10 protein-coding genes and 1 pseudogene are annotated in these 12,673 nt (G+C 71.3%); 10 read left to right on the forward strand and 1 reads right to left on the reverse strand.

Annotated features, from left to right (window positions below):
• The first annotated feature begins 397 nt into the window (after window positions 1-397).
• Both IG94_RS0131790 and IG94_RS0131795 read left to right on the forward strand, forming a co-directional pair.
• Window positions 398-1,408, forward strand: coding sequence for an SPFH domain-containing protein (locus IG94_RS0131790; protein ID WP_031045252.1), 1,011 nt, complete (start codon window positions 398-400; stop codon window positions 1,406-1,408).
• The gene (locus tag IG94_RS0131795) at window positions 1,405-2,304 is read left to right on the forward strand and encodes an NAD(+)/NADH kinase (protein ID WP_031045254.1); all 900 of its coding nucleotides are present in this window, start codon (window positions 1,405-1,407) and stop codon (window positions 2,302-2,304) included. The genes IG94_RS0131790 and IG94_RS0131795 overlap by 4 nt, the downstream gene beginning before the upstream one ends.
• An 11-nt stretch (window positions 2,305-2,315) precedes the next feature.
• On the opposite strand, the pseudogene IG94_RS0131800 reads toward IG94_RS0131795, so the two are convergent.
• Window positions 2,316-2,684: pseudogene (locus IG94_RS0131800) on the reverse strand (glycoside hydrolase family 76 protein); the annotation flags it as partial.
• Window positions 2,685-3,752: 1,068 nt separating this feature from the next.
• Here IG94_RS0131800 and IG94_RS0131805 point away from each other — a divergent pair.
• The 8 genes from IG94_RS0131805 to IG94_RS0131840 all read left to right on the forward strand — a co-directional run bounded on the left by IG94_RS0131805 (window position 3,753) and on the right by IG94_RS0131840 (window position 12,640).
• Window positions 3,753-3,989 (forward strand): hypothetical protein, encoded by a 237-nt coding sequence (locus IG94_RS0131805; RefSeq protein WP_031045260.1) that lies wholly within the window; start codon window positions 3,753-3,755, stop codon window positions 3,987-3,989.
• Between the two features lie 310 nt (window positions 3,990-4,299).
• On the forward strand, window positions 4,300-4,779 hold the full coding sequence (locus tag IG94_RS0131810; protein WP_031045263.1) for a hypothetical protein: 480 nt from the start codon (window positions 4,300-4,302) through the stop codon (window positions 4,777-4,779).
• Window positions 4,780-4,924: 145 nt separating this feature from the next.
• Window positions 4,925-5,734, forward strand: a complete 810-nt coding sequence (locus tag IG94_RS0131815; protein WP_157852357.1) for a hypothetical protein — start codon at window positions 4,925-4,927, stop codon at window positions 5,732-5,734.
• Between the two features lie 337 nt (window positions 5,735-6,071).
• A complete protein-coding gene (locus tag IG94_RS0131820; protein ID WP_224326582.1) occupies window positions 6,072-6,869 on the forward strand; it encodes a TnsA-like heteromeric transposase endonuclease subunit in 798 nt (265 codons plus the stop codon).
• Entirely contained in the window at window positions 6,866-9,004 is a 2,139-nt protein-coding gene (locus tag IG94_RS0131825; RefSeq protein WP_043485136.1) for a helix-turn-helix domain-containing protein, read from the forward strand. The genes IG94_RS0131820 and IG94_RS0131825 overlap by 4 nt, the downstream gene beginning before the upstream one ends.
• Window positions 8,992-10,026: a TniB family NTP-binding protein gene (locus tag IG94_RS0131830; protein WP_031045274.1), complete on the forward strand. Its 1,035-nt coding sequence runs from the start codon at window positions 8,992-8,994 to the stop codon at window positions 10,024-10,026. The genes IG94_RS0131825 and IG94_RS0131830 overlap by 13 nt, the downstream gene beginning before the upstream one ends.
• A 132-nt stretch (window positions 10,027-10,158) precedes the next feature.
• Complete coding sequence (locus IG94_RS0131835; protein ID WP_157852359.1) at window positions 10,159-11,256, forward strand: TniQ family protein; 1,098 nt, start codon at window positions 10,159-10,161, stop codon at window positions 11,254-11,256.
• Window positions 11,257-11,446: 190 nt separating this feature from the next.
• Entirely contained in the window at window positions 11,447-12,640 is a 1,194-nt protein-coding gene (locus IG94_RS0131840) for an endonuclease domain-containing protein (protein ID WP_031045280.1), read from the forward strand.
• The last annotated feature ends 33 nt before the right edge of the window (window positions 12,641-12,673 follow it).

Genomic DNA, 12,673 nt, shown 5'->3' on the forward strand with positions numbered 1-12,673 from the left:
TCCCAATGTTCGGGGCGGTGGCGACTTCCGTCGAGGGCAAGGTGCTGCCCTGTCTACGGTCCGGCACCTTCGGCCTCTGCCGCTCTGCTGCCGACCCAAGGCCAGACGGTAGAAGCCCTGAAAATGATCAAGTTCTTGAGACGGCTATCCACCACATACCTCAGATGGCGAGCCTGGCGCCGCGGCAGGACCGCCAGGTAAGCCTGGCCAGCAGATCACTGAGGATCGGCGTGCGCAGCCACGCCGCGGGCGGACGCCGTCACGAGGTCCAGGCTCCTCCGCCGACCGGCGAGAGACTTTCGCTTCTGGCCGAGCACGGACCCCTTCTCGTCCTCTTGACGCTATCCTCCCCTCTTCTTTAGAGTCATATTGACTCTAAAGAAGAGGGGAGGCTCTCATGGCCGACATCACCAGGCGTTTCGGCTGGCGTCATCTGCGGGCGGCGCCCACGGCCCACGTGCGGCACCACCGTTCGGGGCAACTCGCACACGACGGTGCCGGGCTGAGCTTCTGGTTCCGGCCACTGGCCGCCGCGCTGTCCGAAGTGCCGGTCGACGACCGGGAGCTGGCGATGACGTTCCACGCCCGGACCGTCGACTTCCAGGACGTGGCCGTGCAGGCGACGGTCACCTACCGCATCGCCGACCCCGCCGTCGCGGCCGAGCGGCTCGACTTCTCCGTCGATCCCGACACGGGGGTGTGGCGCGGCGCCCCGCTGGAGCAGCTGGCCACGCTGTTGACCGAGAGCGCTCAGCAGCACGCTCTCGAAGTACTGGCCCGCACACCTCTTGCTGCGGCTCTCGCCGAGGGCGTGCCCGCGGTGCGCGAGCGGGTGCTCCAGGGACTGCGCGAGGAGCCGCGGCTGCCCGCCACGGGGATCGAGGTCGTCGCCGTCCGCGTGATGGCGGTGCGGCCCGAGCCGGAAGTGGAGCGCGCCCTGCGCACACCCGCCCGGGAGTTGATCCAACAGGAGGCGGACCGGGCCACGTACGAGCGGCGCGCGGTCGCCGTGGAGCGTGAACGCGCCATCGCTGAGAACGAGTTGGCCAGTCAGATCGAGCTCGCGCGGCGTGAGGAGCAGTTGGTCGAGCAGCGCGGCGCCAACAGCCTGCGGGAGGCGCAGGAGAAGGCGGCGGCCGACGCGGTCCGGGTCGGCGCCGAGGCCGAGCAGGCGGTGCGCCTCGCGCAGGCGGAGGCCGAGGGCGCCCGTGCGGTCGGCGAGGCGCGCGCCCAGGCTCAGGCGGCCTGGCTGCGGGTGCACGGCGACGTGGACGTGGCGGTCCTGCGCGCCCTGACCGGCACCCGCCTCGCCGAGAACCTGCCGCGCATCGACAGCGTCACCGTCTCCCCCGACGTGCTGACCGGGCTGCTCGCACGGCTCGGAGCGGGCCAGGAGCCGGCGGCGTGAGCCTGGCGCCCCGGGCCGTCCTCGTCCATCGCGCAACGGAGTACGGGGAGTTGGTCGCCCGGCACGGCACACACGGGCAGGCGGCGTTCTTCCTGTCCTCGCGGGGCCGGTCCATCGAGGAGGTCGTCGAGCGGCATCACCGGGTGGAGCGGGCACTCGCGCTCGTGTCGGCCGCGGTGCCGCTGAGCTGGCGGCGCGCGCAGGTGGAGCGGGCGGACCTGGACCGTTTCCTGTTCGGTCCCGAGGACGTCGTGGTGGCGGTCGGGCAGGACGGGCTCGTGGCCAACGTCGCCCAGTACGTCGGTGACCGGCCGGTGGTCGGCGTCGACGCGGACCCCGGCCGCAATCCGGGTGTTCTCGTGCGGCACCGGCCAGCGGACGTCGCCCGGCTGCTGCCCGCCGCCTTCTCTGCCTGCGCGGGCGGCGACGAGCTGACCATGGTCGAGGCCGTCACCGACGACAGCCAACGCCTGGTGGCGCTCAACGAGGTCTACGTCGGAGCGGCCGGTCACCGCACCGCCCGGTACCGCCTGGGTCTCGACGGCGACAGGGGTGCCGTCGAGGCCCAGGCCTCGTCGGGGGTACTGATCGGCACGGGAACGGGGGCGAGCGGCTGGCTCCGGTCCGTGTGGCAGGACCGGTCCACCGAGTGGCGGCTGCCGCACCCCACGGAGGCGCGGCTCGCCTGGTTCGTCCGGGAGGCATGGCCGTCCCCCGCCACGGGAACGCGCCTGAACGCGGGTGAACTGGCGGCGGGCGCGCGGCTCACGGTGACCGTGGAGTCCGAGCGCCTCGTCGCCTTCGGAGACGGCATGGAAAACGACGCCCTCGAACTCACCTGGGGCCAGACGGTCCGCCTCGGCCTGTGTCCCACGAAGCTGCGGCTGATCGGCTGACCGGCTGGCGGTCAGGACGCGGCGTTCATGAGGTCCAGGGCGCTCTGCTGGCGGGCCGCGTCGGTGCGGTCGACGGGGCCGTACCAGCGCAGCCCGTACTGGTCGAGCAGTGTCCGGTCCGCCTGATACGCACGGTCGGCCTGTGTGCGCAGGTAGGAGCAGTACGGGTGGTCGGGAAGGGCCGCGTCGAGGGTGGCGAGGCCACGGACGTGGGCGCCCTTGAAGGACGGGCCGTCCGCGCCGCAGTCGCCGCTCTCGCACGGGTCACGCAGGATGCCGTCGGAGGTGTGGAGCGCGGAGGACGTGGTCGCGGCGTCGGCGATCCAGCGGGCGGCCGCCAGCGTCGCACCCGTCGGCCTTGCGCCGAGGAGCAGTCCCGCCCGTGTGCTGCACGTCGACCGGCCGGGCGAGGTCGGTGAGTCCTCGCCCGAGCAGCCAAGGGTCCAGGTGCAGGAGGTGGGCGCCCGGGCGGATCCGGCCTGTTTCCACCAGCCAGTCGTGTACGGCCGCCGTGACGTCGCCGCCGACGATGTCCACCTGGCGAGCGAAGTAGGCGGCCTCGAATTCACCGGTCTGGGCGGAGCCGTAGGAGCAATCTTCGGTGTGGTCGGCATGCTGGGTGACGTCGTGGCGGATGTCTGCATGCCTCGCACGAGCGCTCCGGGCGGCTGGGTGTGCCCCTCGACGCGGTGTGCCTCGCGGAGCGTGCCTGGCCGCCGCGCCTTCGGGCAGCGGTGGCATGGCATGGGGTTGGCACAGTCCGGTGCCGTCAGGTCACGTCTGCCTGAGGCTTGCACGACACTCGGGCGGCGGGTGCGGAAGCTGCGGCGGTTCGTACTCGGGCCGACGGTACCGTCGGGGGAAAGGCGGCTGCGGCGCTTACCAGTTGACGCAGCCGGGGCCGTCCCGCTCAGCTGAGGGCCGGCCACACCGGTCGGGTAGGCCGCCTCGTCTGCGTTTGTGTTACGAGTCAGCTTCCTGCATGACTGTGTCGTGCTGTCCAGTCACAGCCAGTCCTGCGAGGTGGGCGGGGCATCGTGTGTGGGAGTGCAGCGGCGTTGGCCACTGTGGGGTTACGCGTGGAGCGGCGGTGCTGCACGGTTCATGCCCTCCTGTGCGGGCGTCGGCCAGGGGTGATGTGCGGGCGCCCGGTTCCCTCCTTGGTGTTACGTGTCGCAACCCGTCCGCCGAGCCCGCGTTCCGGGCGGTAGAGCTGACGGTGTTGGAAGAGAAGGGGTGGTGACATGGCTCGTGAGGAGCGCTCAGTCCGAGCACGTGAAGGTGTGTCCGTGCAGCGGTGTGAGTGTGCCTGGTGCGGTCTGGCGTGGAACCGGCTGCCGAAACCGGGCCCGGTTCCTCGCTTCTGTTCGGATGCCTGCAAGCAGGCCAACTGGCGTGATGGGAAACGCTGGAGAGACGTGCGAGGACAGAGAGTTCGGGTCAGGTCCGTGGCGTACTTCCATGCTGAGCTGGAGCGGATCACAGCGGCCACGCCGCTGCCCTGGGAGCGGGCAGTTCCCCTGCTGCGCGAACTGGCGGGCGCGGTGGAGGCCGACGAGACGCCCATCGCCCGGCTCTACAAGAGCGCGGCCACGACGTGGCATCCGGACCGGCCGGACGGTGACCATCGCGTGTTCCAGCTTCTGCAGGAGGTATTCCGGCTGGCCCGGAAGAACGCGCCGTAACGGCGTCGGGCCTGCTCGCTCGGTGAGGTGACGGCTGACGGACCTGCCCTGAAGCGGCGGGTGAGGCCATGACCACAAGGGCTGGCATGTCTGGGCTCCTTCAGGCGCACTTCAGGCGTGCCTCACCCGAAGGTGTGGGTTTTCTGGGCTCTGTCATCCCTGCCGAGTCCGTGATTCATGCAGGTGACGGGCTTGAGCTGAGTCTGAGTATGGGCTGTGCCCGGCCGCTTGGCCCGCTGCCGGGGTGGCGGTCAGGCCCCTACACTCGCCCCGTATCGCAGTCGCTTCATCTCGGGAGGGGGATCCGGCCGTGCAACTGCCCGCTCTGCGCCGCATGCTGTTGCAGGCCAGCGCACTGGCGACCAGCAAGACTGCCTCGTTCGATGTGGCTCGCCGCCGTCGGCATGCGCTGGAGAGCGAGTTGGCCGCAGCACAGGCCGAGGAAGACGTGCGCGCCGGCTCGGCGCGCAGCGCCGAGGAGTTGGTCGCCGCGTTGCGGGAGCAGATCGAGCGCCAGCAGACAGATGCTGCCCCGGCTGGGTCGTCCGGAGCGGGAGGCCCGGTCAGTGCGCGGGCCGCCGTGGGACAAGCCGTCCGTGAGGTGCTGCGGACGCAGGAAGAAGCGGCGACGAAGGAGATCGTCGAGCACGTCCGGCAGGAGATGCCCGATGTGAACGTCAAAAACGTCAGTCCGGAATTGACGCGTCTGGTGCAGCAAGGGCTGCTTGTGCGCCCGCGCGTCGGCGTGTACCGGCTCAGCGGCGACTGGACCATACCCGGGCGCGGCTGAAGCCTGTCGGCCACATGAGCGCAAAAAACCAAACACCGCCGGTATGTGAGAGTCCCGGCGGTGCACGGTGCGCTTGTGAAGGCCTCACGGCGCCCCGCCACTATACCCAGCGCGTGCAGGGCGGTGCGCTGCGTGTCATCCGCACGTGGAAATAGTTCTGAAAGGCCTCACGGACATGGAAAATCTGTTCTCCGCCGCCGAGGGTGCGCTCCCTCCTGATGCCGGCACCGCAGAGCCTGCGGGTGCGGTGGCCGTGCCTGCGGGCTCCTCGGGCACGCGAACGACTCCAACGGATCGCGCCAGTCAACGCCGCCAATGGGGCCTGGCCCTGGCGGCGTGCTACTGCAGCGGCGCGTCGCGGCACACCGTCGCGAGCGCGGAGTTGGCGCGCTCGGAGAAGGTGACGGCCGAGACCGCGACCCAGACCCTGCGATTCTGCTGTGAGGTCGGCCTGTTCAACGGGGGACGCGGCAAGTTCACGGTCACCGAGGCGGGCTGGGCCATCGCGCAGCGCTGGCAGGAGGATCCGATCCACGCGCGGTTGCTGCTGCAGGAGCAGTTCTTGCGTCCGCACTGGTCGGTTCCGGTAGCGCGTGCCGCGTTGCTGGCTGGTTGTCTGCCGGCCGAGGAACTCGGCAAGCGCCTTCTGGGGGACCTGCCCGGCAAGCTACGGCGTGGCCGGTACCTGGTGGAGTGGCTGGAATGGGCCCTGCTCGTCCACCGTGATCAGCAGGGTGTTGTGTGGCCTGCCCCCGCGCTGAATGCGCAGGCAGGGCCGATGGCCACGGCGCTGGTTGTTCCGGCCGGTGCGGCGCAGGAGTCGTCCGGGCAGGAGCCGGACGATCTGATGGGCATGACCAACCGCAAGCTGGACGAGCTGGACCGTCTGCAGCCCCAGCGCTTTCGTGCTTTCATCGACAATCTGACCCAACTGGTGAAGTCGCTGCCAGCCTGACCTGAGTGTGTTTCCGGCACCGTAGGTGATCGCGCCGGGCCCTCGGCTCGCCTGCGCCGTGCGGCGGCGCCGTGCGGCGGCGCCGTGCGGAAGGGTGGTACGGGGTCCGCAGGCGCCACGCTGTGCCGCCTACCGCGCCGCGCACTGTCTTTGCTGTGCGCCGACTGGTCCGCCCGGTCCGGGTGCCCTGCCCTTCTCCGAAGCTGCCCGACGGGGTGTCCGTCCCGCGCGGCCCGCCCCGGCGGGTGGCGGCCTTTCCGGTGCGCCCGGTCGGCATGGGTGGCATGCCGTGTTCGGCCTTCGGTCCGCTCTTTTTGTTCCTCCGTAGGGAGTTGTCGTGATCCGTTCTGTTGCCATGCCCCCGCCGTCCGCTGCCGGGGCCGAGCCACCCGTCGCACGCCGTCTTGCCGATCCGGCTCACGTTGCGGCCCGGTTTGTGGACCGGGCCGGTGTCGAGCAGGAAGGTGCCTGGCTCGAGACCGCCGGGCAGTGCCGTCTGGAGGACTGCCTGCCCGTCAGGCTGTTCCCGGCCCTCAAAGGGCGCCGGGTGGCGCCGGGATGGTTCTGGTCTGCCACCAACGGCCACCTGGTGCACTACGGGTCCAGGGCCATGCGGACCCAGCTCATGCTGCTGGATCACGACCCGCGTGTGGTGGCGCTGGCCTGCCGGCCGGTGGAGTTGCTGTGGCGGGGCCGGCGCGGCCGTCTTGTGGCTCATGCGCCGCATCTGATGGCGCGGCTGGCCGACGGCAGCGGCCTGCTGCTGGACTGCGTGGGCCGCACGGGGGCCGGTCTCCGGCTGGTGCGCCGGGCCATGCATGTCGAGGCGGCCGCGGCCGCGGCCGGATGGCATTACCGGCTGGTCGGCCCGCCGCCGCAGGTAGTGGAGGCCAATGTGCGCTGGCTGGCCGGCTACCGGCATCCACGGTGTGCGGGGTCCTGGCTGCCGGCCGTCGCGGAGTGTTTCTCCCTGCCACGCCCTCTCATTGAAGGGGTCAGGCTGCTGGGCGGAGCCCTGACTGTCTGGCCCGCCGTGCTGCACGCTCTGTGGACCGGGCTGCTGTCCGCCTCCCTCCACGAGGCGCTGAGCGAGCGGGCCGTCGCCGTGACGGCACAAACGGGAGCTGGACGATGAGCCGGCTCGGCCTCGAAATCGGCACGGTCGTGCGGCACAAGGACCGTATGTGGCGGGTGGCCGGCTTGGAGAGCGCCGCCTGCCACGGTCCGCGGATCTGGCTGGCGGAGGCGGACGACTCCGGCGACCTGGCGGTGTTCGATCTCACCGCGCTGCTTTCTGATCCCTCCTTCGGCCTGCCGGACGGGGGGCCGCGTCTGCGGGTGCCTCAGCTGGGTCTGCTGTCGACCGTGAGTGAGGAACAGAGGTGGCGGGCGTTCAGCATCGAGCGCCACGTCCGCGAGGTCGAAACCGGCTGTGCGGCGCCCGGTGACAGCACTCCTCACGATCCCCGCTATGACCCTGCGTCCACGACGCTGGCCGAGCGTGAGCAGGCCAAGGCCGATGAACTCACCTCTGCGGGCTGGACGCACGTCAGCCGGGCCACGGTGCGCCGGTGGCGGGCCCGCTACCGTGCCGGCGGGGTGTGGGGGCTGGTGCCCAAACGCCGGGGTGCGACGCTGCTGGGCCGGGCCGACCCGCGGGTGGTCGAGGCGCTGCGTGCGCTGCTGCGCGAGGAGGCGCTGCGCTCCCGGTCCCGGGGGTGGAAGAAGCGGATGCGCAGGCAGACGCAGTGGTGGCTTCAGGAGCGGCACGGTGCCGGGGCAGTGGAAGTTCCCGCCCAGTCCTCGTTCAACAAGCTGCTGGGCTCGGTGGAGGAGTCCCTCGGGCTTGAGGGGACGGTCACACAGCGGCGGGCCCGCGCAGCGCGGCCAGCTCCGCCGTTCACGCCGACGGTGGCCTTGCGGCCCGGTGAACTGGTGATGCTGGACAGCACGCCGCTGGACGTGCTGGTGATGCTGGACGACGGTGTGGTGGGACGGCTGGAGCTGACCGTGGCTCTCGACATCGCCACCCGCAGCCTGTGGGGGGTGCTGCGTCCTGCGGGCACCAAACTGACCGATGTCGCGGTGCTGCTGGCGCAGATGATGACACCGATGGTGATGCGTCCGGGCTGGCCCGCGTGCCTGTCGATGGCAGCCTCGGTGGTGCCGCACGACCGGCTGGTCGCGGTGGATGAGCGGCTCAAGGACGCGGCAGCCCGCCCGGTGATCGTGCCGGAGACGCTGGTGGTCGATCAGGGCAAGATCTTCATCTCGCCCGCCACCCGGGCGGCCTGCGAGAGCCTCGGAATCTCCCTGCAGCCCGTCCCGCCCGCCAACGGGCCGGCCAAGGCGCCAGTGGAGCGCAGCTTCGGCTCGATCGTCTCCTTGTTCTGCCAGTGGCTGCCGGGACATACCGGCTCCCACGTCAGCGAGCGCGGTTCCAAGGTCGAACAGGAGCCCCTGCACACCGTCGCCGAGATTCAGGCGCTGTTCGAGGAGTTCTTGGTGCACTGGCATCACCGGTCACACGAGGGGCTGCGGCACCCTCTGATGCCGAAGAAGGCGCTCACACCGAATCAGATGTGGTCGGCGCTGCTGCCGGTGGCCGGCTATGTGCCGGTGCCGCTGACCTCTGACGACTTCGTGGAGCTGCTGCCAGTGCGCTGGCAGGCGATCACTGACGCTGGTATCCGGTTCGATTACCGCACCTACGACGACACCTGCCTGAACGACCATCGCGGCCAGGACTCCGGTGTCACGGCGCAAGGCGGCCTGTGGGAAGTGCACTACAACCCCTACGACCCGGTCCGCATCTGGGTCCGACTGCCCTCCGGTTTCCGCGAGGTGCCGTGGATCCATGCCACCTCGGTCGGGCTTCCCTTCACCCACCACGTGTGGGAGCACCTGTGCACGGTCGTGACCCGCACCGGATCCCGCGAGGAGCACGAGGCGGAACTGGCGCTGGCGCTGGATGACTTCCTCAAACGCGCCGCGCGCAAGGACAAGTTGACCGCCCCAGAGCGGCGGGTTGCGGCGAAGTCGCAGGCGGCGAAAGCGGTGCCGGCTCCCCCGGGCGGTCTCGACGTACTCGGTGTCTGCGCCCCGTCTTTCGGGCTGGCCGGCCTCTTCACCGAGTCGGACACCGAGGACGAGACCGTGATCGGCGAAGACGACAACTTTTTCCTGGAGCAAGCGACGCCAGCAGCGCCCAGCGGTACGGACAGCATTCTCATCGACACCAATGTGGAGCAGGACCAGTGGCTGCTGTGACCGCCGTCGGCCCGGACGACTTCTTCGACGACGCCTGTGCGCCGGACGCCGTCACCGACTGGCTGCTGTGGCAGGCCGATGTCGGCCGCCCGCGCGTGACCGCGCCACCGGTCACGGATTCGTCCTGGACCCCCAGAACACTGCTGGGGTACCACTCCGAGTTCGTCACCCTGCGCACGCCCTCCCTGGATCGGGCGCAGGCCCAGCTGAAGTGGACGCTGCTGGTGAACAACCGGCAGCGGGGCACAGCGCGCCGCGGTCTGCTCATCTCCGGGCCGCCGGGCGCGGGAAAGTCGACCATGCTCACGGAACTGGGCCGGTCCTTCGAGCTGAGCGAGCGACGCCGTCATGCCCGCCGCGACGGATACATGCCCGTCGCGTTCGCGGCGATCCCCCCGTCCAGCACGCCCAAGGGCCTGGTCAAGGAACTCGCCCGGTTCGCGTGCATCCCCGTGCACGACCGGATGACCGAGACCGCCATCACCGACGCTGTGTGCCACGTGCTGTGCGAGCGCCGTACCCGGCTGGTGTTCATCGACGACGTGCACCTGCTCAACACGCGCACCCGCCCGGGAGCGGACACCTCCGACCAGGTCAAGACGCTGGCCGAGCGGGTACCGGCCACGTTCGTCCTCGCCGGGGTGGATGTGGACAAGTCACCGCTTCTGACCGGGCCCCGCGGCGCCCAGCTCTCGGCGCGTTTCAAGATGCTGCGCACTCCCCCGCTGCTCAACGGCACGGCCGAGCAGAAAGCCTTGTGGCGCGCGCTGCTGGAGGCCATGGAGACGGCCCTGCGCCTGACCCGCCACCGCCCCGGCACGCTGGTGCGGCACGCCGACTACATCCACCTGCTCACCGGAGGGGTGATGGCAAGCCTCTCCCTGCTGATCCGCGAGGCCGCGATCCGCTCCGTGTGGGACGAGAGCTTCGCGATCACGAAGAAGCAGCTGGCGCAGGTGGTGCTCGACGTGCAGGCCACGAACGCGGCACGCGCCACCCGACGCCGGCAGCCTGGCGGCTGACGGGCCAACCGAATCCTCCTGCCTGGCTCTTTGGGGGCGAGGCGCTCGCAGCATGGCTGCGTCTCGCCTTTATTTCCGCTCCTTTTCCCCTCCTCCTCAGGAGAGACCCCTATGCAAGACACCGTCACGCCCGTGCGCCCTGTGCCCGTGGCGGGCGAGCTGACCGGCTCCTGGCTGCGAAGACTCGCCGCCCCGTACGGCTTGGGCCCGCAGGATCTGCTGCGAGGTCTGCTGCGCGGCCCGCACCACGTACAGGTGACGGGCAGTCCGGCAGCCGGTCTGGAGGTGTTCCTCAACGGGCCCGCACAGGGCGCCCTGGCCCGGGCCGTCGGCCTTCCCCCGGCCCGGCTCGCCGCATTGCTGCCCTCCCTCGCCGACATTCCCGCACGGCTCGCGGACGCCACGCTCGTGCGGGCCGGCTGGCACGCGCCGCGCGACAGGTGGGTGGGCGCCTGCCACGCCTGTACGGGCCGGCTGCGGCGGCCGGGGCAACCGGTCCTGGTGTACCCGGGTCCGGCCGGGCAGATCTGTCGGCGCCACCGGCGCTGGCTGCTGGCGCACTCCGGCGCACCGGCCGGTATCGGCCTGGAGACGCTGCCCGACATCCTCGCCGCTCACCGACAGCATCTCGCCCTGATGCGGCGGCATCCGGACGCCGAGCAGGCGGTGGCTTTCGCCGCGGCGGTGGTGTGGTCGTGGCAGTTGCAGGGGTGGCAGGCCGAGACGATCTGGAAGGACCGTGCTCGCCGGGCGGCCGCAGCCGTGGGGTGCGCCCCGGCCGTCGTCGAGCCGCATGCCCTGCTGGCCTACCCGGAAACGGTCACGGTCGCGCGGGTGCTGGCCGGCCCGCACTGGCAGCAGCGCCTGCGCGCCCGCAGCTCTCTGCCGGGCGCCACCGCAGACGCACTGGCTCAAGAGATCGGCCACCGGATCGGTCGGCCCTGGCTCGCGGACTGGCTGCGCGCCCGGGCCCAGATCCGGCCCCCGACGGCGGCGCACACCGATCCGCTGCGGCAGTGGATCGGCGCCGCGGCCCAGGGGGCGGCCGCCGACCGGCTGTGGTCGCTGTCCCCGGCCCTCTCCCGGCCTCCCGACTACAGCGGCCGCGCCGGGAGGCTAGCCGGGCGCCGGCGCGCCGGCGTCCTTGCCCAAGCCCAGGACCTGTCGATGACTGGCGGCTGGGAACCGGTGGCCGGTCAAACTCCGTGCGCACCGGTGCTGTGCGCGTGACGCCTTTCGCCCGGCCCAGCCCCCGCTCCCTGCCCCGTCCGGCCACGCCCCCGCCGAACCGGCCCGTGCCAGCCGGCGACGTCAGTTTCCGCCACTCACACCCAAGGAACGTGCCCCTCATGTCATCGTTGCCCCGCCCTCGGCCCTGCCCTTCCCTGTCCTGGCGGCCCGTCCCCTCCCGGACCATGTCGTGATCAGCATCGACTACGCACGCCGGCTGCTGCTGGAGTGCACCGCACAGTGCCCCGTCCCCATCGCGCCCGACTGGCTGTCCCGGTACACGTTCCAGGCCGGCGACTACGTGATCGTCGGGGACACCACGGTCCGCGGCTACAAGTACAACAACCGCTGGCGCCTGGATGAACGAGAAGTCCGCGCGGCCGCCGCCCACCTCGTCTCCCTTCCCGTCGGCCTCGACGACACGGTCGACGCCGAGCTGCCCATGGGCGGCGACCACTCCTCGTGGCGCTCCCGCATCCGCAGCTGGCTCGATGACGCCGCCTACCGGCACCAGAGCCGACACGGCTGCACCTGCACGGGGCGACAGCCCTGCGACCGCGCCCGGCCCAACGGCGACGGCCTGGGGTGTGCAACGAGCCGGGCCGAAGCCGAACAGTTCCTCGGCCGGCGGGCCCTCGCCGCCACCCTGCCCTGGCCGTTGCTGGCCTGGTCCGGCACCGCCTGGACGCTTCCCCGCGGCTACGCCGCCCTGCTGGACCGGGCGGATGCCCTCGCCGCCCGGTGCGTCACCACGTCGGGTGCCTGCAGCCGCTGCCGGACGGTCGGGCAGGCCGGGCAGTTGCGGACTGCCAGCACGGCCGGCTACGTCACGCTGTGCCCGGCGTGCGCGACCGATGTCGCACGGCCCTACCGGGACCACCTGCGGGGCCGGCGGTACACGTCGCTGCCGGTGTATGCGCGGGCGGAGGGCTTCTTGTGCCGGCTGTGCCCCGTTCCCCGGCCGGCCCTGTACTGGGACCACTGCCACGAGCACGGACTGGTCCGCGGACCGGTGTGCGCCAACTGCAACGCCTACGAAGGCGGCGGCGCCCGCTTCCTGGACCGGCCCGGCGCAATGCGGCATCTCCTGCAGTGCGAGGGCTGTCTCCAGGACCGGACCGTCCCGCCCCGCCATCAGCCAGACATCGTGCTGCGCACTTTCGTCTTCGCACCGCACGGTGCCTGCCCGCGCCCACCCGACCGCGCCTTCGGCACCATGGAGGCGGACGGCTCGGTCCGTTTCCGGCTTTCCTGCTGGCAGCACCCCGCGCAGCAGGCCTGGGACCAGATCGTGCCGGCATCTCAAGTCAGAGAGCTGGTGCAGGCGTTCGTCGATGCCGCAGTGACCGGCCTCGACGGCGACGGCGACCGGCCGACCGGCTGAGCCCGCCACCGGCATGGCCGCCGGGCCCGTCCG

The organism is Streptomyces olivaceus (assembly GCF_000721235.1).
In the GTDB taxonomy this organism is placed as follows: Bacteria; Actinomycetota; Actinomycetes; order Streptomycetales; family Streptomycetaceae; genus Streptomyces; species Streptomyces olivaceus.

Bases quoted from the DNA above. Each gene is read 5' to 3' on its own strand.
- IG94_RS0131790 (WP_031045252.1), top strand. From the start codon at position 398: ATGGCCGACATCACCAGGCGTTTCGGCTGGCGTCATCTGCGGGCGGCG.
- IG94_RS0131825 (WP_043485136.1), top strand. From the start codon at position 6,866: ATGAGCCGGCTCGGCCTCGAAATCGGCACGGTCGTGCGGCACAAGGAC.